27 protein-coding genes are annotated in these 20,946 nt (G+C 64.6%); 11 read left to right on the plus strand and 16 right to left on the minus strand.

The window, feature by feature from the left end:
• Nucleotides 1–34: 34 nt before the first annotated feature.
• From QW845_RS20035 to lgt, 4 genes are all read right to left on the minus strand, one after another.
• A complete protein-coding gene (locus QW845_RS20035) occupies nt 35–667 on the minus strand; it encodes a hypothetical protein (protein WP_315803271.1) in 633 nt (210 codons plus the stop codon).
• Nucleotides 668–793: 126 nt separating this feature from the next.
• Nucleotides 794–1,540, minus strand: a complete 747-nt coding sequence (pgeF, locus tag QW845_RS20040; protein ID WP_409997944.1) for a peptidoglycan editing factor PgeF — start codon at nt 1,538–1,540, stop codon at nt 794–796.
• A gap of 20 nt (nt 1,541–1,560) precedes the next feature.
• The gene (locus tag QW845_RS20045; RefSeq protein ID WP_315803273.1) at nt 1,561–2,688 is read right to left on the minus strand and encodes a class I SAM-dependent methyltransferase; all 1,128 of its coding nucleotides are present in this window, start codon (nt 2,686–2,688) and stop codon (nt 1,561–1,563) included.
• Entirely contained in the window at nt 2,685–3,542 is an 858-nt protein-coding gene (gene lgt, locus QW845_RS20050; protein ID WP_315803274.1) for a prolipoprotein diacylglyceryl transferase, read from the minus strand. Before lgt ends, QW845_RS20045 begins: the two co-directional genes overlap by 4 nt.
• Before the next feature lie 256 nt (nt 3,543–3,798).
• On the opposite strand from lgt, the gene QW845_RS20055 reads away from it, so the two are divergent.
• From QW845_RS20055 to ychF, 4 genes are all read left to right on the plus strand, one after another.
• A complete protein-coding gene (locus tag QW845_RS20055; RefSeq protein ID WP_315714079.1) occupies nt 3,799–4,089 on the plus strand; it encodes an accessory factor UbiK family protein in 291 nt (96 codons plus the stop codon).
• 193 nt (nt 4,090–4,282) lie between these two features.
• A complete protein-coding gene (locus QW845_RS20060) occupies nt 4,283–4,972 on the plus strand; it encodes a 50S ribosomal protein L25/general stress protein Ctc (protein ID WP_315803275.1) in 690 nt (229 codons plus the stop codon).
• A gap of 72 nt (nt 4,973–5,044) precedes the next feature.
• Nucleotides 5,045–5,650 carry an aminoacyl-tRNA hydrolase gene (pth, locus tag QW845_RS20065; protein ID WP_315803276.1) on the plus strand — a complete coding sequence of 202 codons (606 nt, stop codon included), beginning with the start codon at nt 5,045–5,047 and terminating at the stop codon, nt 5,648–5,650.
• A 38-nt stretch (nt 5,651–5,688) separates the two neighbouring features.
• Complete coding sequence (ychF, locus tag QW845_RS20070; RefSeq protein ID WP_315803277.1) at nt 5,689–6,786, plus strand: redox-regulated ATPase YchF; 1,098 nt, start codon at nt 5,689–5,691, stop codon at nt 6,784–6,786.
• 15 nt (nt 6,787–6,801) lie between these two features.
• Here ychF and QW845_RS20075 read toward each other — a convergent pair whose 3' ends face one another.
• Nucleotides 6,802–7,092, minus strand: coding sequence for a DUF4282 domain-containing protein (locus QW845_RS20075; RefSeq protein WP_315714083.1), 291 nt, complete (start codon nt 7,090–7,092; stop codon nt 6,802–6,804).
• 221 nt (nt 7,093–7,313) lie between these two features.
• On the opposite strand from QW845_RS20075, the gene QW845_RS20080 reads away from it, so the two are divergent.
• The 3 genes from QW845_RS20080 to QW845_RS20090 all read left to right on the plus strand — a co-directional run bounded on the left by QW845_RS20080 (nt 7,314) and on the right by QW845_RS20090 (nt 8,513).
• A complete protein-coding gene (locus tag QW845_RS20080) occupies nt 7,314–7,775 on the plus strand; it encodes a MaoC family dehydratase (RefSeq protein WP_315803278.1) in 462 nt (153 codons plus the stop codon).
• The gene (locus tag QW845_RS20085) at nt 7,775–8,254 is read left to right on the plus strand and encodes a MaoC family dehydratase (RefSeq protein WP_315803279.1); all 480 of its coding nucleotides are present in this window, start codon (nt 7,775–7,777) and stop codon (nt 8,252–8,254) included. Before QW845_RS20080 ends, QW845_RS20085 begins: the two co-directional genes overlap by 1 nt.
• 109 nt (nt 8,255–8,363) lie before the next feature.
• The gene (locus QW845_RS20090; RefSeq protein ID WP_315714401.1) at nt 8,364–8,513 is read left to right on the plus strand and encodes a hypothetical protein; all 150 of its coding nucleotides are present in this window, start codon (nt 8,364–8,366) and stop codon (nt 8,511–8,513) included.
• Between the two features lie 56 nt (nt 8,514–8,569).
• On the opposite strand, the gene QW845_RS20095 is transcribed toward QW845_RS20090, so the two are convergent.
• The 6 genes from QW845_RS20095 to QW845_RS20120 form a co-directional block, all read right to left on the minus strand.
• The gene (locus QW845_RS20095) at nt 8,570–8,707 is read right to left on the minus strand and encodes a hypothetical protein (RefSeq protein WP_315803280.1); all 138 of its coding nucleotides are present in this window, start codon (nt 8,705–8,707) and stop codon (nt 8,570–8,572) included.
• Between the two features lie 141 nt (nt 8,708–8,848).
• Entirely contained in the window at nt 8,849–9,262 is a 414-nt protein-coding gene (locus QW845_RS20100) for a hypothetical protein (protein WP_315714086.1), read from the minus strand.
• Between the two features lie 151 nt (nt 9,263–9,413).
• The gene (locus QW845_RS20105; RefSeq protein WP_315803281.1) at nt 9,414–10,343 is read right to left on the minus strand and encodes a hypothetical protein; all 930 of its coding nucleotides are present in this window, start codon (nt 10,341–10,343) and stop codon (nt 9,414–9,416) included.
• A gap of 130 nt (nt 10,344–10,473) precedes the next feature.
• A complete protein-coding gene (locus QW845_RS20110) occupies nt 10,474–10,914 on the minus strand; it encodes a nuclear transport factor 2 family protein (protein WP_315803282.1) in 441 nt (146 codons plus the stop codon).
• Between the two features lie 192 nt (nt 10,915–11,106).
• Nucleotides 11,107–11,373, minus strand: coding sequence for a hypothetical protein (locus QW845_RS20115; protein ID WP_315803283.1), 267 nt, complete (start codon nt 11,371–11,373; stop codon nt 11,107–11,109).
• Nucleotides 11,374–11,507: 134 nt separating this feature from the next.
• A complete protein-coding gene (locus QW845_RS20120; RefSeq protein ID WP_315803284.1) occupies nt 11,508–11,954 on the minus strand; it encodes a nuclear transport factor 2 family protein in 447 nt (148 codons plus the stop codon).
• A 328-nt stretch (nt 11,955–12,282) separates the two neighbouring features.
• Between QW845_RS20120 and QW845_RS20125 the strand changes: the two genes are divergently transcribed.
• From QW845_RS20125 to QW845_RS20135, 3 genes are all read left to right on the plus strand, one after another.
• Nucleotides 12,283–12,504, plus strand: coding sequence for a hypothetical protein (locus tag QW845_RS20125; protein WP_315803492.1), 222 nt, complete (start codon nt 12,283–12,285; stop codon nt 12,502–12,504).
• A gap of 153 nt (nt 12,505–12,657) precedes the next feature.
• A complete protein-coding gene (locus QW845_RS20130; protein ID WP_315803285.1) occupies nt 12,658–13,050 on the plus strand; it encodes a hypothetical protein in 393 nt (130 codons plus the stop codon).
• Between the two features lie 420 nt (nt 13,051–13,470).
• A complete protein-coding gene (locus QW845_RS20135) occupies nt 13,471–13,635 on the plus strand; it encodes a hypothetical protein (RefSeq protein WP_315803286.1) in 165 nt (54 codons plus the stop codon).
• 267 nt (nt 13,636–13,902) lie between these two features.
• On the opposite strand, the gene QW845_RS20140 is transcribed toward QW845_RS20135, so the two are convergent.
• Nucleotides 13,903–14,136 (minus strand): hypothetical protein, encoded by a 234-nt coding sequence (locus QW845_RS20140; RefSeq protein ID WP_315803287.1) that lies wholly within the window; start codon nt 14,134–14,136, stop codon nt 13,903–13,905.
• A 59-nt stretch (nt 14,137–14,195) separates the two neighbouring features.
• Nucleotides 14,196–15,023 (minus strand): BglII/BstYI family type II restriction endonuclease, encoded by an 828-nt coding sequence (locus QW845_RS20145; RefSeq protein ID WP_315803288.1) that lies wholly within the window; start codon nt 15,021–15,023, stop codon nt 14,196–14,198.
• A gap of 132 nt (nt 15,024–15,155) precedes the next feature.
• Here QW845_RS20145 and QW845_RS20150 point away from each other — a divergent pair, with 132 nt between their 5' ends.
• On the plus strand, nt 15,156–15,791 hold the full coding sequence (locus tag QW845_RS20150; RefSeq protein ID WP_315803289.1) for an MT-A70 family methyltransferase: 636 nt from the start codon (nt 15,156–15,158) through the stop codon (nt 15,789–15,791).
• An 8-nt stretch (nt 15,792–15,799) separates the two neighbouring features.
• Here QW845_RS20150 and QW845_RS20155 read toward each other — a convergent pair whose 3' ends face one another.
• From QW845_RS20155 to QW845_RS20165, 3 genes are all read right to left on the minus strand, one after another.
• The gene (locus tag QW845_RS20155; protein WP_315803290.1) at nt 15,800–16,798 is read right to left on the minus strand and encodes a hypothetical protein; all 999 of its coding nucleotides are present in this window, start codon (nt 16,796–16,798) and stop codon (nt 15,800–15,802) included.
• Nucleotides 16,799–17,070: 272 nt separating this feature from the next.
• Nucleotides 17,071–20,475 carry an excinuclease ABC subunit UvrB gene (uvrB, locus tag QW845_RS20160; RefSeq protein WP_315803291.1) on the minus strand — a complete coding sequence of 1,135 codons (3,405 nt, stop codon included), beginning with the start codon at nt 20,473–20,475 and terminating at the stop codon, nt 17,071–17,073.
• Between the two features lie 164 nt (nt 20,476–20,639).
• Nucleotides 20,640–20,822 (minus strand): hypothetical protein, encoded by a 183-nt coding sequence (locus tag QW845_RS20165; RefSeq protein ID WP_315714095.1) that lies wholly within the window; start codon nt 20,820–20,822, stop codon nt 20,640–20,642.
• Nucleotides 20,823–20,946: the final 124 nt, after the last annotated feature.

The raw sequence follows: 20,946 nt of genomic DNA on the forward strand, positions 1-20,946 counted from the left end.
CCGGTCAAAAACGGCGCAAAATGCGCCTCCTTGCCTAATGGTCGGTGTAGCCGAGGGCCGCGACGCTGGTGCCGCCGGACACCGGCGATGCGGGCTCGGCCACGGCGACCGCAGGGCCGCGGGTGGCCGGTGCCACCGGGGGCGCGCCGTCGACGGGCGCGGTGCCGTTCAGCATGTTCGAAAGTCCGCTGAAGCCGGCCTGCGCGATTTTCCGAAGCACTATGTCGTCGACATTGTTCCACGGATCGCGGCCGCCGCGTCCGACCGGCTCTTCGCCCGACAGCCGCAGCGCGCGCTGCTGATTGCGATCGTAGACGTCGAACACCCAGGCGATCACGCCCTTGCCGCCGACGACCTGGGCGGAGAGATAGGTGCGGACACGATACGCTGCAGGGGCCTCGCGCGACACGATGGCGAGGCTGCGCAGCTTGGACTCGCTGTCGAGCACGCTGACCATGCGGTCGAAGATTTGCGGTGGCGGGCCGTCGATCTGCTCGAAGGCGATCGTGGCGTTATCCGATGCAGGCGCCATCGCGTAGGCGTTGGACGGACCGCCGCTGGTCGCGCAGCCGCCGAGCGCTGCAGCGGACGTGATCAGCAAAACGGCAACGCAGGCGTGCTGCGCAGCGCGGCTGATCCGTCGAAGTGGTGTCGGCGCTCCCCTCATCGTCGGGAGCGATATCGTTAAAATCGATTAACGTCTAGGTCGCGGCTGCCACAGATTGGGACAGAGTGCATTCAGTTGTACAGAAAGGGTTAAGCAATCCACATGCGGCCACAATCGCGCCCAGCTTCAGCCTTCGAGCATGATGGCATGGACGTGCCGGCCATAGTCCGGCTCGCTGCGATGGACCGAGCGGCGGTAACTGAAGAAGCGCTCGTCGACATAGGTGTCGAGGCCGATATCGTCGATCAGCAGCACGCCGGCGTTTTCCAGCCGCATCCGGATGAAGCCGGCCAGGTCGAACATCGCGTGGCCGTCGCGCGTCGACGGCAGGAAGAAGCGCGCGTGCTCGGCGTCGTCGTCGAGGAAGCGCGTGACGAACTCGGCGCCGACCTCGTAGCTCGGCTGGCGGATCAGGGGGCCGATCGCGGCAATGATCCGGCCGCGCTCTGCGCCGAGCTCCTCCATCGCCTGCAGCGTGGCTTCGAGCACGCCGGTGAGCGCACCTTTCCAGCCGGCATGGGCCGCGCCGATGACGCGCTTATGCGGGTCGACGAACAGGATCGGCCCGCAATCGGCCGTGGTGACGCCGATCGCGAGATTCGGCGTCGCGGTCACCAGCGCATCGGCCTTCGGCCTGACGGGGCCGTCCCAGGGCCCGGTCGCAACCACGACGTCGGGCGAATGAATCTGGTGCAGGCTGAGGAACTGGTCGGGCGCGACGCCGAGATGGGCGGCCATGCGGCGGCGGTTTTCCCGGACGTTCTCCGGCACGTCATTCGATCCGAGCCCGCCATTGAGGCCGGCATAGATGCCGTCGGAGACGCCGCCCTCGCGGGTGAAGAAGGCGTGGCGCAGGCCAGGGACCGCGGACATCACATCCGATGATACCAGCATCACGCGCCTCCCGTCTTCTCGTTGGTGTGCTCGTCGCTGATGCCCGCCAGCACCGGAATGGCCGGATCGGAGATGCCGAGCACCTTGAACAGCGACCCCATTCCGCCGCGGCCGCCGCCGGTCAGGCGCTTCAGCCCGCTCGCGATGTCCTCCGAGACTTCCGGCGAGGCCTTCTGCATCAGGGTCAGCGCGCGGGTTTCGATGCCGAGCCGCTGCAGGAACTCGCCCTGCGTGACCGGGCCGTGAACGCGCGCGCCGACGGCTTCCGCGGCCCGCGCCAGCGCGTCAAAATCGACATGGGCGGTGATGTCGGCAAGCCCCGGTGTCTTCAGGGGATCAGCGAAGCTATGGCGGGCGATCGCCTGGAAGGTGTCGCCGACGTCGCTGCGCACATGGCCGTAATCGATGATGACGGCGGCGCCGCGCTGGTCGCGGATGCGCCTGGCGATGGCCATCATCTCCATGTTCGGCCGCCATTCGAAGATCGCGCCGGCCGGCGCGGCGCGCACCAGCGGCGGCAGCAGCAGCTCGAAGCCGGGCGTTGGATCCGCGGCCGCGCCGTAGACGAAGTTGTCCTCCTCGTCGAGCTCGACCACGCGCTCGTGCCAGCCGGTCTCGCGCCTGATCATCTGGTGGATCGGCAGCACGTCGAAATACTCGTTGGCGAAGATGACGCTGGGGCCCTCCGGCACCTCGTCGAAGCTCTCGTGCCAGTTGATGTTGCGCAGGCCGGTCAGCGTCGCCTTCTGCTTTTCGCGCAGGACAGGATTGACCTCGACCAGGTGGACCGAGATCGTCTGGTACAGCGGCGGCAGCACGCGCAGCGCCCGCAGCGCATCCGACATCATGGTGCCGCGGCCGGGTCCCAGCTCGATCAGCCGGAATTGCTGCGGCGATCCCGTCGCCTTCCAGATCGAGGCCGCCCACAGCCCGAGCAGCTCGCCGAACATCTGGCTCACTTCGGGGGCGGTGGTGAAGTCGCCCTCGCGTCCGAGCGGATCGCGCGAGACGTAGTAGCCGTGCTCCGGATGCATCAGGCACAGCTCCATGTAGCGCCAGACCGGCATCGGGCCGGATGCCTTGATCAGCCGCTTGATCTCGGTGTGGAGCGGAGAGGTTTCGATCACGGATTGGCCTGCAGCGGGGGAGTGGCTTGACGACTCTCAGGCCTGCGGAGCGCCCGCGCCACCAGGATGGCGCCGATGATCAGCATCGGCACCGACAGCACCATGCCCATGGTCAGGCCACCCCAGAGAAAGCCCAATTGCTTGTCGGGCTCGCGGAACAGCTCGCTGGTGATGCGCGCCACGCCGTAGAGGGTGATGAAGCTGCCGAGGATCAGGCCGGGCCGTTTCAGCGCGCCGAACCGGATCATGATCGCCAGCACGATGAACAGCACGATGCCTTCGAGGCCGGCCTCGTAGAGCTGGCTCGGATGGCGCGGGAGGTGGGTCGGATCGCGCGGGAAGATCATCGCCCAGGGAACGCTCGCATCGGCGGCACGGCCCCACAGCTCACCATTGATGAAATTGGCGATGCGGCCGAGCAGCAGGCCGATGGGCGCGACCGCGGTGGTGACGTCGCCGAGCGAGATGATCGGCAGGCCGTTGCGGCGGGCGAACCAGATCACGGCGAGCACACAGCCCATGAAGCCGCCATGAAACGACATGCCGCCGTTCCACAGTTGGAAGATCTCCAGCGGGTGCTCGATGAAGAACGGCAGGTTGTAGAACAGCACGTAACCGGTGCGGCCGCCGAGGATGATGCCGATCGTGACCCACAGGATGAAATCGTCGAGCTGGACCAGCGACACCGGCGCCGGGCCGCCCCACAGCCGCTCTTTCTTGAGCAGCGAGCGCGCGTAGAGCCAGCCGATGACGATGCCGCAGATATAGGCCAGCGCGTACCAGCGGATCGCGAACGGGCCGATGGCGATCGCAACCGGATCGAACACGGGGAAATCGATGAGGAGAGGCGTCATTCACTGGCTTTCGTGGGCACGGCGTCCCGCTTCCGGAAGCCCGAGGGCGATGCGGGCTTCGAACGAGCTCCGCCACATGAACGGGCGCGGCGCGATGTGATCTCAGGGCTGCTCATACCAGCGCCGCGGGCCGGCGCAACAAGTACGATGACAAGGAAACCAAGGCATGACAAGACGGCCCATCTTGCGGGCGGCGACAGGGATCGCCATTCTGTCTTCCATCATCGTGCTCGTCGCGGGACGCGGAGTTTCTCACATGACTCAGACCAACAACCGGTTTTTCGACGAACTCGGCCGCCTGATGAACGATGCCGCAGGTGCCGCCCAGGGCATGAAGCGGGAGGTCGATTCCGTCATCCGCAACCAGGCGGAAAAGATCCTGAACGATCTGGACATCGTGAAGCGCGAGGAGTTCGAGGCGGTCAAGGACATGGCCCGGCTCGCCCGCGAGGAGAACGAGGCGCTGAAGGCGCGGATCGCGGCGCTGGAGGCCAAGCTGGGTGGCGCGGCCGGCACGCCGCCGGGCGCCGGCAGCGCGGACGGCTGACCCGCGCGAAATACCTCCGGAGAGTTGGTGGGATGAAGGGGCCGCCGGTCCCTTCATTTCCTTGTCATTTCCCGGGTTTGCCGCTAGAACGCCGCCACGTCCGCGGCCCCCGCACCCCTGGAGGCTTGCCGAAGGACGTCCAGCAACGGGCCGCATCGCGGCCTTTAACTTTTTAAAACAAGGACTTAACACGATGGCGACCGTCAGAGAACTGAAGGCGACCGCCCGTCCGTCAGTCGGCAAGGGGGCCGCACGGGCAGAGCGTCGCGCCGGGAGAGTGCCCGGAGTGATTTATGGAGACAACCAGCCCCCGCTGCCGATCTCGGTGGAAGACCGCGAGCTGCGCCAGCGCATCCTCGCAGGCCGGTTTCTGACCACGATCTTCGACGTCACCCTCGACGGCAAGAAGCACCGGGTGATCCCGCGCGACTTCCATCTCGATCCGGTCAAGGACTTCCCGATCCACGTCGACTTCATGCGGCTCGGCCAGGGCGCGACCATTCGCGTCAGCGTGCCGCTGCACGTGGTGGGCTCGGAAGGCGCGCCGGGCGTCAAGCGCGGTGGCACCGTCAACATCGTGACCCACACGCTCGACCTCGAGTGCCTCGCGGAGAACATCCCGCAGTTCATCGAGGCCGACGTCAGCGCGCTCGAGATCAACCACTCGCTGCACATCTCCGACGTCAAGCTGCCGACCGGCGTGAAGACGCTGTCGCGCGACGACGCGACGCTCGTCACCATCGTGCCGCCGTCGGGCTATGGCGAGGAGCAGAAGGCTGCTGCTGGCGCTGCCGCGGCTCCCGCCGCTGCTGCTCCGGCTGCCGCTGCGAAGGCTCCCGCGGCCGCGGCCAAGGCGCCGGCTGGCGGCGACAAGAAGAAGTAAGCCGTTCCGCTTCTGGGAAGCGCGGGCGGGTCCCGTGCTTCCCGAAGCGACGGCGGGTGCGGATGCCGCGTCATGCTGCTGTTTGTCGGCCTCGGCAATCCCGGCGCGAAATATGCGCGCAACCGGCACAATATCGGCTTCATGGCCGTTGACGAGATCGCGCGGCGTCACCGCTTCTCGCCGTGGCGGCGCAGGTTTCGGGGCGAGACGTCCGAAGGCACACTCGACTCCGAGCGCGTCATTCTCCTGAAGCCGACCACCTATATGAACGAATCCGGCCGCGCGGTGCAGGAAGCGGCCAGCTTCTTCAAGCTCGGCGTCGGCGACGTCACCGTGTTTCAGGACGAGCTCGAACTGCAACCGGGCAAGCTGCGCGTGAAGGTCGGCGGTGGCATTGCTGGTCATAACGGACTGCGTTCGATCTCGGCGCATCTGGGCAACGACTACCGCCGCGTCCGGCTCGGCATCGGCCATCCCGGCGTCAAGGAGCTGGTGCATGGGCACGTGCTGTCGGACTTCGCCAAGTCCGACATGCCGTGGGTCGAGGCGTTGTGCGAGGCGGTGGCCGACAATGCTGAATTGTTGACCGGCAAGCGCGACTCCACCTTCGCCAACAAGGTGCATCTGGCGCTGCAGGCCAAAGGTTTTCTGGACAAGGGCGACGCCGGCGCCGCGTGAGCGCTTCGGGCGTTGTCCGAAAGGATGCGGGACGGGTCATGGGATTCAAATGCGGGATCGTCGGGTTGCCCAACGTCGGCAAGTCGACGCTGTTCAACGCGCTGACGGAGACGGCGGCTGCGCAGGCGGCGAACTATCCGTTCTGCACCATCGAGCCGAATGTCGGCGAGGTCGCTGTGCCCGATCCGCGGCTCGAGAAGCTCGCGGCGATCGCCAAGTCCGGCCAGATCATTCCGACGCGGCTCACCTTCGTGGACATTGCAGGCCTCGTGCGCGGTGCCTCCAAGGGTGAGGGCCTCGGCAACCAGTTTCTTGCCAACATCCGCGAGGTCGATGCGATCGCCCATGTGGTGCGCTGCTTCGAGGATTCCGACATCACCCACGTCGAGGGCAAGATCGCCCCGCTCGCCGACATCGAGACCATCGAGACCGAACTGATGCTGTCCGATCTCGACAGCCTCGAGAAGCGGGTCGACAACCTCTCCAAGAAGGCAAAGGGCGGCGACAAGGACGCCAAGGAGCAGTACGAGCTCGTTACCCGTGCTCTCGTGCTGCTGCGCGACGGCAAGCCGGCGCGGCTGCTGGAGCGCAAGCCCGAGGAGGAGCGCGCCTTCGGCATGCTCGGACTGCTCACCTCCAAGCCCGTGCTCTACGTCTGCAATGTCGAGGAAGGCTCGGCCAAGGACGGCAACAGTTTCTCACAGGCGGTGTTCGCGCGCGCCAAGGAAGAGGGGGCGGTCGCGGTCGTGATCTCGGCCAAGATCGAATCCGAGATCGCGACGCTGTCGCGCGAGGAGCGGGTGGATTTCCTGGAGACGCTCGGGCTCGAAGAGGCTGGTCTCGATCGGCTCATCCGCGCCGGCTATCAGCTGCTCGACCTCATTACCTACTTTACCGTCGGTCCGAAGGAAGCGCGCGCCTGGACCATTCACCGCGGCACCAAGGCGCCGGCGGCGGCTGGCGTCATTCACACCGACTTCGAGAAAGGCTTCATCCGCGCTGAGACCATTGCCTATGCCGACTATGTCGCGCTCGGCGGTGAGGCTGGCGCGCGCGAGGGCGGCAAGCTGCGCCTCGAAGGCAAGGAGTATGTCGTCGCCGATGGCGACGTGATGCACTTCCGCTTCAACAACTAAGGCCGTGTGGGGCGGCTACATCCGCCCCTGTTCGCGGATTGCGCCGAGGTGCTCGTTGATGCGGAAGACGATCAGCACGAACTCGGCGATGATGCGCGAGAACACCATGCCGACGATGATGCCGGCGAGCGACGACAGCAGCATCAGGAAACCGCCGAACGGGCTGATCGCCATTTCGGAGAGGCCCGTGAAAATGCCGCGAATTCCCGACAGGATGATCAGCGCAATCACGAGCCAATAGAACGTCTTGATGATGGTGGGCGTGATGAAGCGGTCCCACTGGAACAAATCGCGAAATTCCAACATCCTGATCCCCCGGCCACGTCCGAATCGGTCGTCAAATCCGTCTTTAAGTCGTGCTCGAATTGCGCGCCAGACGGCATCGGCGGCAGCCGAATTCATTCCGGTATATGGCGCCTTCTGGCACTCTCTTGCGACTGGACCGGGCGTCAGCCATGCGAGCGGCCCGGTTGTGATTGCTGCAAAGTGCGGCCACAATCGGGCTTCTTTCAGCCATTCCCAACCTCATGACCCTCACCTTCGAAGATTTTCCGCAAGGCCCGTTCGGCAGCTTCGGCCCGCGACACGTCACCCGCGATGAGATCATCGCCTTCGCGTCTGAGTTTGATCCGCAGCCGATGCATCTGGACGAACTGGCCGCCTCGCAGTCGATGCTCAAGGGCCTGTCCGGCTCGGGCTGGCACCTCTGCTCGCTGATGATGCGCATGATGTTCGACGGCTTCATCGGCCGCACCGCCTCGCTCGGCTCGCCGGGCGTCAACGAGGTCAGGTGGTTGTCGCCGTTGCGTCCTGACGATGAGCTGATGCTCGATGTGGAGGTTCTGGAAGCGCGGGTGTCGCGGAGCCGGCCGTCGACGGGGATCGTCACCTTCAAGTGCAGCGTGCGCAACGAGGCAGGCTTGAGACTTTGCGAGATGGTCTCTCCGATCATCGTCGAGCGCCGCGAGAGCCGCGAGCAGGTGGGCTGATGCGCTTCTTCGAGGATCTTCAGGTTGGCCAGCGCCGCGAGCTCGGCTCCTACACGTTCACGGCCGATGAGATTAAGCGCTTCGCCGTTCAATTCGATCCGCAACGCTTTCACCTCGACGAGGAAGAGGGCCGCCGATCGCTGTTCGGCGGGCTCGCGGCATCGGGATGGCACGTCGGCTCCGTCTGCATGAAGCTGATCGTCGCAGACAACCAGCGTCTCCTGGAGATCGCGCGCTCGCGCGGCGAGCCGGTCGTTCTCGGAGGTCCTTCTCCCGGCTTTCGTGAGCTGCGCTGGCACAAGCCGGTGCTTGCAGGCGATACGATCAGCTTCTCGAGCGAGATTGATTCGCTTCGCGAGTCGGCCTCGCGCCCCGAATGGGGCATCCTGCAAGCGCGCAACACCGGCATCAATCAGGGCGGCGAGCTGGTGTTCTCGGTGCTTGCGTCGGCCTTTGTCCCGAGGCGGAACAACGGTTGAGGCGAAAAGGTCACGCTTCGTAGGATTGTCGGCACGGAACGAAGTTCGCGCTAACGCATTCTGAACTCGGACTCTATAAGACAGCCAATCAGGGATCAGGATGTGGGGGATGAGTATGGCAGATCGCGGTGGTCTGAAACTCCTCGGCTTTATCTTTGCCAGCGTGACGCTCGCGGTGATGCTCGCGACGGGAATGGTCGTGAAGGGCTATGCCGACGGCTCGTATTCGCTCGAGACGTCTGCGACGATCAACGAGTGACGGCTTAACTACTCGTTAACCAGAACGGACCGGGCGGTCCTGTTCGCAGAGGCGGTCTAGCGGCTCCAGATGAGCACCATGACCGCCATGGCCACCAGCAGCAATCCGACGAAGCGGACCATGATGATCCCGATCCGCTGAGGCTCAGGCCTCAGGGGAATCGGATCGGTGTTGTCTGGCCGGATCGTTTCCATGAAAGCGACACCCCCCTGACGCAACCTGCCCGCCACGAGAGCGGGAGGGCCGCGGCGCGTTCAAGGACGTGGCGCTGCAAAGGCAAAGACCGCCGCGCGATGGCTCGCACGGCGGTCCGCTTCAAGCTCCGGAAAGAACGATCAGCTGCTGCGCAGGCCGTCGGCGGCGCGCTTCCACTGCGTCACGTTCTCGGCGATGGCGCGGGTCGACTTCATCGCCGCCTGGCTGAGCTGGGCGTAGCTCGCGATCTCGCGCTGCACCCGCTGGCCCTCGGCATGCAGCAGTTCGCGCAGGCTCTCGAGCTCGCCGATCAGGTTCTCGATCTCCGACAGCGAGGTGCCGGCGACGCGCTGGATCAGCGTGGTGACGCTGTTCACCGCTGCATCGGCATCGATCGAGGCCTCGGCCGTGGCGGCCGCATTGGGGCGGCGCAGATAGGCAATATCGTTACGGACGAAATCACGAATGCCGGCCTCGACTTCGGAGACCGCCGCCAGATCCGTATCCAGCTCGGCTTCAGTTCCATCGATCTTGTCCGGACGAATGACATTCATCGGCTATTTCCTCATTTCGCGTTCAAGCGAGCGCGGTGTCCCCGCACGACGAAGTTCTCAAAGCCTATCAGTGCGGCCAAATTGGGCCGCACCGCGGCGAAGCTGCGGCGATCGTTCGATCATTCGTGGCGGGCTGCCGCAATGGTGAACGTCACCAGCTCCGCTTGAAGCCGGCCGAGATGCTCTTGCTGGTGCCGCCCTGCGCGGTCTCGCTGACCGAGCCGGAGACGCTGAGACCATCCGATAGCTTCTGCTCGGCGCCGACCTTGCGCAGCCATTTGTCGTCGCCCGACGACAAGGTCTGTCCTGCGGTGACGCTGGTGCCGGTGTCGCCAATGGAGAGCCTGGCGGACTGCTCGGTGTCGAAGCTGCGGCTGGTCTTCGGCGCCGCGCCGGGAATCGGCACCATGCCCTGCTGGGTGACGTTGTAGCCGTTCTGCAGGGTCAGATTGTAGTGATCGATCGGCACCGCCTTGGTGATGGTGGTGCCGAGCCGGCTCTGATCCGAGCCGGGATCGACGCGGGCCTCGATGGCGGTCTTGTCCCAGATCGCGCCGGCACCCGGCGCGGTGACGGCCGCCCAGGCCGAGCCGCCGGACTCCGGAGCATTGCCGCCGTTCTCGGCCTTCTCCGCCAGCAATTCCGACATCGTGGTCGGCTGCCGCGCGACCGTCATGTCGGCGCCGACGCGGGCGTCCCAGAACGGCGACACCGACTGCTTGACCGACACGCCCGAGGCAAGGCTGCCCTTGTTCTGGTTCGACCAGTCGAGCGCGGCGGCCTTCTCGGCGGCGGCCTTGCGCTTCGCCGCGGCAGCGGCCTCGGGACGGTCGAGAAAGGTGGTGTCGTCGATCGCGAGCTGGCTCCAGTCGAGCTTCTCGACGTCGATGTCCTGCATCGGGTCGGCTGCCGCCACCTGGTCCTCGGACTTGTCCTCGTCCTCGGGCTCCGGCGCGATCTGCTGCCACGGCGCGATCTGCAGCGGCTGCGGCGCCTGCATCAGCGTCTGCGCATCGGCGGCGGACGCAAGAAGGCCGAAGCCGGCCGTGAAAACCGCCAGCGCGCAACCATACGATGTCATGAGAGCAACCCCCGCCGCCCGAACCTGTGTGCCGGAATATGGTGGAATCTTGGCGCAAAATTATGGCTGCGCCAGTCACGATGTGTTGGGTTGCCGGTGACTGTGACCACAATCCAACAGGCAGGGCGGCTCAGGCGAAGCTGCCGATGCGCGGCAGGTCGATCGGGCGGCCGAGCGTCTGCTCGACCAGGTCGAACGTATCGATCAGGATCCGCAGCCGGGCGAGCTTGCCGGCGCGGAATTGCATGAATTGCGCGAGCCGCGCCGTGATCGGCTTGTCGGAATCCTGCGCCGTCATCGCGCAGCGGACCATGGTCGCCGCGCTGGTCTCGTCCAGCATCAGGGTCTCGCGCTCGATCCGCCGGATGCTCACATGCTCGGCGATCTGCCTGACGGCGTCGAGCACGGCGGCGCGGCCGTGCCGGGCGCCGAGGAAGGGAAACATGTCGATCGGGCCGTAGATGGCCCAGTCGATGTCGTCGTCGAGAAGCGCGGCGAAATCGTCGAAATGGCGGTCGTTGATCGCGCCATGCAATGCGCGCGACAGACGCCAGAGGCTGTGCTCCGTCATCGGGTCGGGATCCTGAATTGGCTTGCGAGGGGGCGCGCCGGCCTTGAGGCGACGTCGAAACGACGTCGCGCCGGGGCACCGAATCTATCTCTCTTACGCCTCACATAAATCAACCACCTGCGCGCGCAACGGTTGTTTTTGCATTGCACAAATGCGCGCCGCTACCGGTCCCGCGCGCGGGCGCCGGTGCCGTCAGCGTCCTTCGTGCTGCAACCGCTGCTGCGCGATCGCGACCTCGTGCTCTCGGAAGGCGGCCAGGCCGAACAGGGTGGCGCCGGCGAGACCGCCGATCAGGGCGCCGAGCGGCATGAAGGTGAAGAACACCAGCATGCCCGCATAGCCTTCGAATTCGCTGGTGTTGAACAGCTCGATCCAGGCCAGCCCCAGCCCGATGCCGATCGTCGCGCCGCCGACGACGCCCATCACCAGTCCGGCCATCGCCAGGAATGCTATTCTCATGTCACCAATGCCCCGTATACCACCGCTGATGGGGTGCGGAGCCGGGGCCACAGGTTCAAGGCAATGAGGCCGCCGTCGGTGACGTTTGCGTGATCGGCCGGTCCGGGCGCTAGTCCGCGACGGCCGTGCCGGCCTCAGGGCCGGGCGGCACCCGCGATCAGCAGCCGGCTGAGATCGCATTCGAGCACCTGCTGCACCAGGTCGTAGGTGTCCATGATCTCGCGGATGCGGGCGACGCGGCCGTCGCGCAGCGTATAGAACGCCGCGAGGTCGTACTGCACGATGCGGTCGTTGTCGCGCTTGCGCAGGAAGATGCGCAGATCGACGGCGACCTGGTCGCCTTCGCAGATCATGGTCTTGATCTCGTGCCGGACCTCGGCATAGCGGCTGCGGGACGTCTCCCACATCTGCCGCACCTCGGCCTTGCCCCGGCGGCGGCCGAGATGGGGGAAGATGTCGATCGGCGCCGAGGCGAAGTGCTCGATGTCGTCCGTGCACTGCGCCAGCACGCTGTCGAAATCGCCGGCGGCATGGGCCTCGAGCAGCCTGCGCACGCGCTGCTTGTTGATGTGCTCGATCATCCTGTCTCCACTGACGGGACTACCCGCGTCGGCGATGTCGTTCTGGAGATGCCGGCGCGCGGCCGTCAACCACCTGTGTAACCGTCGGCCGGCTCTATGCGCCGGTACGGTGAACGGAAGCTTGGCGGGTGATCGCGTCACGATCATGTCTGGGGGGCGTCTCTCAGCTCATCCAGCTGATCTCTCAGCTTCTGGGTCATCACCGCGCGCGACAAGGTTCGCGCAACGCGTCATGCCGGTTGCGAGCCGGGAACCGGCCCGCGGCGTCGCCGTTACCCCGCACCAATCCAAGCGGAGCTCGATCATGACGATGTCGATCACGAAGACCATGCTGGCCGCCTCCGTCGCAGCGCTGGCGCTGCTGTCGACGCAGGCCGCCGAGGCCAAGGGGTGCATCAAGGGCGCCATCGTCGGCGGCGTCGCCGGCCATTATGCCGGCCATCACGGCGTGCTCGGCGCCGCCGCCGGCTGCCTCTATGGCCGTCACCGCGCCAAGGAGCAGGAGCGTCAGCAGCAGCAGGGCCAGGCGAACGGGCAGGGCCGGACCTAGTCGATGCGGCGCGCCGCTCGTCTGCGGCGTGCCCCCGCCTCGGCCCGGAGACGGTGCCCGGCGTGACAGGTCTCACGGTCCGAGCCGGACGTGGCGGCTAGACGGGAGCGGTCTGGTCCTCGCCGAGGGCCGCCGCAACCGGATGTCCAGGCCATGCTCACCGTCGCCTCCCCCAGCACCTCCGCGCCGAAGGCGGCGCTGCTCAATTTGCTCGAAGGCATGGCGCTGACCGCGCTGTTCCAGGCCATTCCGACCTACGCCGGCGCCGCGCTGATCCTCAAGCTCGCGCACAGCACCGCGCTGCGGCCGGGGATCATCGGCTTCGTCGCGAGCGCGACCATCATCCACGTGCTCATGACCTCGGCGGCAGGCCCGCGCTTTCAGCGCCTGCTCAGGCAAGCCTACGCGGCGGAGTTCTACGACGCAACGCTCGGCCTCGCCGACAAGGTGCTGCGCTGGCGTATCAAGCCGGAGGGATCGCTGCAGCTGCTGAGCTCGACGGTGATGCTGGCGCTGCTGTCGGTCGCGGTGCTGGCGATGGGGTGAGGCGGGCGCCGTCCCGCGAAGCATGGCGTCAGCTTCGGCGCAGCGCTCGTGTGCGCCGCGGCTCGTCCGACACGTCGGCGAGGATGGCGGGTGTCTGTCTCAACCAACTCCATCGTCGTCCCGGCGAACGCCGGGACCCATACCCCCAGGGAGCGGTTTGAGGCAAATTGGTCATGGGCATTTTGCCCATCACGTCCGCCGCGGCGTATGGGTCCCGGATCGGCGCCGCGACCCGCTGGCGCGCGTCACGGCTTGTCCGGGACGACAGCGGTGGGTTTGGCGGATTTACGATTCAAACAGCGATCGAGTTGAAGACATGAGGACGTGATCTCGCGGCGAGATTCGCCCGAGTGATGCATCGAACACGTCCCTCGCAAATCATGCAGAGGGCGCAGGGAATGCCGGGTGAAGGCCTCACCCATGGCCCGCCTGCAGAAAAAAATGCAGGCGGCAGGTACCACAGGCAAAGCCGAACACTCCGGCATTCCCTGCGCGACGGTCTTCACGCTTATACGCAGTCTCCCTGGTGCGCCGGGCTTGTTGGCCACCATCGCCGCGCGGCACATCAGCGCCATCGCGGCTTGATACCAGCGTCGGGGTATCAGGACGCTGCGACTTCACGTCCGCGCGCTACCGTTCGTCCGCACACCGAAGCATGCTGCGGCAACAACGCGGCCATCGCATCCCCACCTCGCGTGTCGTGACGATCGCGCGCTACGCCCCTCTGCGGTGAGGCGGGATGCTGGGGAGATAATCATGAATTCCGATAAAGCGCAAGATGTTTATTTTTTTCGGAAGTCGATTGCTGGACCGCTCCGTCATCGTCCCCCCGCAAGCCATGGGCGACGCCGCTCAATGTTGCATGATCATCACCAAGAAATCGGTGCCATGCCCTGTGGTCTGGCTCGCGACACGGCCGATCGAGATGGGAAAGAACATTCCGACGTGACGATGAAAACGATCTCGCCCGGCAGCGTCACCGGCCATGCGTCGGCGTCGGGGGTGTTTCTGGCGGATGTGGAGTTCCTGAACCGCGAGGTGGGGGCGTTCCTCGACGGCGTCGCCGAAAGCGGCAAGCGCTTTCACTATGATGGGGCACCGAAGGGCAGGCCTATTGAGAGGCGGGCAACCGCGCCTCCCGCTCATCATTCCGGGGGGCGCCGATACGGCGCGGGCTCGGAATCCATAAAGCCTTCGCCCTCTTCGATGAGTTGTTGCACTTCCGCATGGTCTTCACCGAAAGTGACGATAGACGACGGAAGTCCGATAAGCACCAACGGGCAAGGGTTTCCAACGCCACGTTGTACGCGATCCTGGAGCTTGCTCCAATGGGTCGTCGCCATTCCGAACTTGTCGGAGACGAATTGGTCGCTCCAGGCCTCGCGAAAGGGAATTGGATTTTGATTTCTCTGAACGCGCTTCATGACGTCGCGGATTTGGCGGCTGGTCGGGTTCAGGCCGATTCGCTTCATATCATCGTGAGAATTGATACGCTGCTCGTCCGCGAAACGCTTGACGAGTTCGTGAAGTGCATTTTGGAGCGTGGCGCCGCGAGTTACGATGATGCCAATAGAAATGCCGCCATCGGCGTGCAGCCGCTTGAAGTTCTCAAGGTCGCGGTCAAAAAACGGATCCTTATTGTTCCATTCGATTTCCAGCGCGATAGTGCCGGCATCAAACGACTTTACGTGATCGATTTCGTGCGACTGAGACTCTCGCGGCCTTCCATCGATAATCCGCTGCACCACGAAGTTGTGCTTCAACCAGCCCTCCGCCATGAGCGAGCGTCGAAGCCGTTGAGTGCCCTTGGTCTCGCCGCCGCCTGATCCGATGATCTCCTCGATGGGAATCGTAGACATCGCGAGTACGCTTTCCAGTTGCTCCGCCACCTCTGGAAAGTCGATCTGCAGAATGGCCTCCGCGTGTGACCTGAAATCAATCTCGAAGCGGCGTTCTCGAAGACGTTCGAACATTGCTTGGGCCCGGAAAATGAATCGGCTCCATATTTATCCACTAAACATCTTGAGAACGTATCATGAACATGATATCTTGCGTCAAGCTTACCCCGTATATCGTTCAAGATACCTAATGTGGTGGAGTCGGCGATGCTCTCGGCCGGAGAAGATCTTTTGCGCTTTGCTCGTGGCCGGCGCTTCGGGACGATCCTGGCCGACCCGCCATGGCAGTTTACGAATAAGACTGGCAAGGTCGCACCGGAGCACAAGCGTCTCGCACGCTACGGCACGATGAAGCTCGATGAAATCTGCGCCTTGCCTTTGCCGGAGATCGCTGCGCCAACATCGCATCTCTATCTCTGGTGTCCCAACGCAATGCTGCCGGATGGTCTTGCGGTGATGAAGGCGTGGGGCTTCACATACAAGTCCAACATCGTCTGGCACAAAATCCGGAAGGATGGCGGGTCCGATGGTCGTGGCGTCGGCTTCTACTTCCGCAACGTGACCGAGCTGATCCTTTTCGGCGTGCGTGGCAAGAACGCGCGGACGCTCGCGCCAGGTCGTCGTCAGGTCAACATGATTGAGACCCGCAAGCGCGAGCATTCGCGCAAGCCGGACGAGCAATACGAGATTATTGAAGCCTGCTCGCCGGGGCCGTTTATTGAGCTGTTTGGGCGCGGTCCGCACAAGGGATGGTCAACTTGGGGCAATCAGGCCGAGGACTATAAGCCCACGTGGAAGACGTACGCTAATCATTCGCAGGCGGACATCACCTTAGCGGAGTAGGTCTCGCGTCAAACGGAGATCCGACGAACAAAGCCTGCGAGGCAGGTTGGCGGGGTGCATATTGTCACAATTTCTTTTGTAGCATAGTCGGCCCATGCCACCAGAATTCCGAGCGAGCGCGCGTACTCCAGCAGCCAAATTTTTTCCTTTGGAGGGGCGGTTTCCATAAGGATAAGTTTTGTGATGCTTGGACCCAGCAGCTTGCGATACACGAACTGATATTCGAGGAGCTGACCGACGGCTTTCCTAAGCTGACTATGAAAGTTGCTGTCCATGCAGCTCTTGATCTCTACCAGAATGCATCTATTGCCTCGCTTGAAGAAGAGGTCGATGTTTTGATTGTACTTGGGTTCGAGACCCTTTCTCTTTGCGATTTTGGCCAACAGTTCTTCAAGTTTAAAATGCGAAAGGCTCGCGCGCTCGCGGGCGATCAGATCTATTTGTGCCGCAGCTAAGCTCTTTCCCGACGAAGTTGGAGGTTTTCGATCCCAATCGAAGGAAGTCTGAACGCTGTCTTCTCGAATGCCGATGGCCGCATCTTCAAGTGGGACTGCGTCGGTCGTCAAAGTTGGCGGACTCTTAGACACGTTTCCATTTAGAAGGCCCGCCCACCCCCGACGCTGTAGAAATGCAATTGGATTGGCCAGCAGCTCTTCGCGCGTCGCTGCATTACGCTCATGTTGGGCGGCGACTATTGCTCCGTGCTGCAACCATCCGTCGTCAAGCTCCAGATGGATTTTCTTGGATCTTGGGTCGAAGATCTTGGTCTCGACCAGAAAGAACTCCAGATTTGACCTTGCCTTCGTCGCTGTGCTCGGCCGAACCCATCGTTCAAAGAACTTTGCATTCTTCTTGTCGATCAGGCGTTCAACATTCCAGACACCGCGTTTATCGGCGATCTTGTCGCAAATAAACATTCTGATCCGATCATCCCGGTAAGCCCAGGCAAAATACATGACCTTCCGAACAAGAGGGTTGTTGAGTCCATAGGCTCCGACGAGGGACAAGAAATGATCATATGCTATCGATCCGTCGGGATTTATAAGCAGATAGCGTCGACGCGCTAAGCCGGGCGCGTCCCTGTGTGTATGTGCTCGTGCGTAAGCAAGCAGTGTCGTGTACTGCATTCCCGGTCTGATCGCCATGAGTGTGGCGTCAACCTTTGAAAGCGGTGGTTCTTTCGTTAGAGACCCATGATCTCCGCCAGCCACGTTCCCTCCGAGAGCCGATTAATACGCGCTCTCGTGTTATCGCTATTTGGTTGAAAAACTGTCGCTGACTACCGCTTCTTCCACCCGCCCCGCTTCCCCGGCGCGCCGCCGGTCGAGCGTGGGGCCGGGCCGAATTCGGGGCCGGACTCGCGGGAGTTGGTCGGCTGGATGATCTTGCTGCTGCTGCCGAACGGCTTTGCCGGCAGCTTGGCGTTGGGGCGGTAGGGCAGGGATTCCGGGCCGTGCATCTCGTCGAGATGGGGCTTGTGGACTTTGGAGCTGGTGCTGCGTGAGGCGCCGCCGGTGATCTCGTCGACCGAGGGCAGCAGTGGATCGTGGTCGCGAGACTTTGCGCCGCCACGACCGCCGCGACTCGCGGGCCCCCCTCCCTGACCCTCCCCCACGAGGGGGGAGGGAACGGAGGGACCGCCGGCGCGGCTTGATGAACTGCGGCTGGAGCCACCCCGGCCCTTCAAGGCCGCCGTCGGCAAATTGGCGGCGTCGCCGTATTTCTTGGTGCCGGCGTAGGCGCCGGCCTTGCCTTGGACGGTGCGCTGCTTGGCGGTGGGGTCGTCGACGACGGCGAGCTCGGTGGCGCGGAGGCGTTTGACCTCGTCGCGGAGGCGAGCGGCTTCCTCGAAGTTGAGATCGGCGGCGGCTTCGCGCATGCGGGTTTCGAGGTCGGCCAGGACGGCCTCGAAATTGTGCCCGATGGAGATGACGTCGTCGGTGGTGGTGCCGCCGCCGGTCTCGATCAGCACGTGGTCGCGCTCGTACACCGAGTTGAGGATGTCGCCGATCGACTTCTTGACGCTCTCCGGCGTGATGCCGTTGATGGTGTTGTACTCGACCTGCTTCTCGCGGCGGCGGTTGGTCTCGGCGATGGCGCGCTCCATCGAGCCGGTCATCTGGTCGGCGTAGAGGATCACCTTGCCGTCGACGTTGCGCGCGGCGCGGCCGATGGTCTGGATCAGCGAGGTCTCGCTGCGCAGAAAACCTTCCTTGTCGGCGTCGAGGATGGCGACCAGCGCGCATTCGGGAATGTCGAGACCCTCGCGCAGCAGGTTGATGCCGACCAGCGCATCGAAGGCGCCGAGGCGGAGATCCCGGATGATCTCGATGCGCTCGATCGTGTCGATGTCCGAATGCATATAGCGGACGCGGATGCCCTGCTCGTGCAGATATTCGGTGAGGTCCTCGGCCATGCGCTTGGTCAGCACCGTGATCAGCGAGCGATAGCCGGCCTGCGCGGTGGCGCGGACCTCGCCGAGGAGATCGTCGACCTGGGTACGGGCGGGGCGGATGTTGACGGGAGGATCGATCAGGCCCGTGGGGCGGATGACCTGCTCGACGAACACGCCGCCGGCCTCGTTCAGCTCCCAGCCGCCGGGGGTCGCCGACACCGCGACCGTCTGCGGCCGCATCATGTCCCACTCCTCGAAGCGCAGCGGGCGGTTGTCCATGCAGGACGGCAGGCGGAAGCCGTATTCGGCGAGCGTCGCCTTGCGGCGGAAGTCGCCGCGGAACATGCCGCCGATCTGCGGCACGGTCACATGGCTTTCGTCGGCGAACACCAGCGCATTGTCGGGGACGTATTCGAACAAAGTCGGCGGCGGCTCGCCGGGCAGGCGGCCGGTGAGGTAGCGCGAGTAGTTCTCGATGCCGGCGCAACTGCCGGTCGCCTCCATCATCTCCAGGTCGAAGGTGGTGCGCTGCTCCAGCCGCTGCGCCTCGAGCAGGCGCCCCTGCGCATGCAACTGGTCGAGCCGGATCTTCAGCTCTGATTTGATCGACTTCATCGCCTGCACCAAAGTCGGGCGCGGCGTCACATAGTGCGAATTGGCGTAGACCTTGATGAACTCCAGCTCGTCCTGCTTGTGGCCGGTGAGCGGATCGAACTCCTCGATATTCTCGACGGTGTCGCCGAACAAATTCACGCGCCAGGCGCGGTCCTCATAGTGCGCCGGGAAGATGTCGATGACGTCGCCCCGCACACGGAAGGTGCCGCGGGTGAAGTCGTGCTGGGTGCGCTTGTATTGCAGGGCGACGAGGTCGGCGATGAGCTGGCGCTGGTCGATGCGCTCGCCCTTCTTCAGCGCGAAGGTCATCGCGGTGTAGGTCTCGACCGAGCCGATACCGTAGATGCAGGACACCGAGGCGACGATGATGACGTCGTCGCGCTCCAAGAGCGCCCGCGTCGCCGAGTGGCGCATGCGGTCGATCTGCTCGTTGATCGAGGAATCCTTCTCGATATAGGTGTCGGTGCGTGGGACGTAGGCCTCGGGCTGGTAGTAGTCGTAATAGGAGACGAAGTACTCGACGGCGTTGTCGGGGAAGAAGCTCTTGAACTCGCCATAGAGCTGCGCGGCCAGCGTCTTGTTCGGCGCCAGGATGATGGCCGGGCGCTGCGTCGCCTCGATCACCTTGGCCATGGTGTAGGTCTTGCCGGAGCCGGTGACGCCGAGCAGCACCTGGGTGCGGTCGTTGCGCTGGATGCCCTCGACCAGCTCCTTGATCGCCTGCGGCTGGTCGCCCTTGGGCTCGTAGGCGGACTTGATCTCGAAGCGGACGCCGCCTTCCGACTTCTCCGGGCGCGGCGGACGATGCGGCGTCCATATCTTGAGCGACCCGTCGTCCTTGCGGAACTCGGGACGGCCCTCGCGGATCAGCGACTCCAGCGCTTCCGCCGTGGCCTTGACGCCGAGCGCCTCCATCTTGCTGCGCGGCGGACGGGCGAGCGCTTCCTCGTCGTCCTCGGCCGTGGGCAGGCCGAGCTGCCGCGCCAGCTCGGGATCGAGCGTCGGGATGGTGGCGGCGGTGCCGTAATTGGCTTGCGGCGCTTCGGCGAGGCCTGACTCGCCAGCGTTGTCAAAGGGCGCGTCCGCTTGCGCTGCGGCGCTCCCTCCCCCCTTGTGGGGGAGGGGTGGGGAGGGGGGCACTCCGGCACGAGCTGTGTCTGAGTCGTCAGCCAGCGCGGGAGGCGGCGCAGGTCGCGCTGCCACGCTCTCCTCCTCTCCCCCTTGCGGGGAGGAGGCGGGGGTGGACTCACGGGTAGTGTTGCTTGGGGCACCCCCCTCCCCAGCCCTCCCCCACAAGGGGGGAGGGAGCGCAGCGTCCTGCTGGGCTGAAGCTCGTGACGTGTCACGGACGGACGACCGCCCCCCCGCCGGCTGCGGATTCGGCCGCAGCGGCATGGGTCGCGCCGAGGCGTCGCCCGTCGCGACCTCGGCGCTCCTGCCCTTCGTCGACGCCCGCGCGCGGTGCGCGGCGGCTTCGCCGCCGCTGCGGCGGTCCCAGGAATTATCCGGCGGAGGCTGCAGTCCCGTTGAGGAACCGATGCCGCTCTCGCCGCGGTTGATGGCGGGATTGAGCAGCTCGGCGAGCGCGGGCCCGATCGGCTGCACGTCGGGCCGGTGCGCTTTCGATTTCGGAGTTCGGCCGGGCTTCTTGGGGGTGTCGGGGGTCTTCGCCATCGCCCGAATATGGGACGGATGAGGCCGACTTGAAAGAGTGATCGGGCGCCCCCTCCAGCCCTGCTGACAGCATGGTGGCAGCAGGACGCCGCGATGCGCATGCGCGCGGACGACCACGCGCGTTCAATGAGCGCGATGGCGTTCCCGCGACGCCGTGCCGACGGTCAATGCCGGGTCGGCTGCTCGACGATGTCGAGATGCACGCCGTGGCAGGCGACGCATTGCAGGGCCCAGTACTCGGAACCGCCGCGGCCGTTGATGACGCTCAGGACGCTCAGCTCTGCATCGCAGTCCGGGCATCGCGTACGCACCGAAAAAGCGAGGTGTTTGACGGCAGGCTCAGCCATGAATTGCAGTCCGCATTACGAATACACTCGGCATTTCGAATTGGCGTTTGGAATGTTGGCTTGGAACCGTCTGGCCGCGCGGGTGGACTCTCGGGGACTTCACTCTCGGAGATTGTTCCACGTC

Origin of the sequence: Bradyrhizobium sp. SZCCHNS3002, assembly GCF_032377435.1 — a bacterium.
Classification (GTDB): domain Bacteria; phylum Pseudomonadota; class Alphaproteobacteria; order Rhizobiales; family Xanthobacteraceae; genus Bradyrhizobium.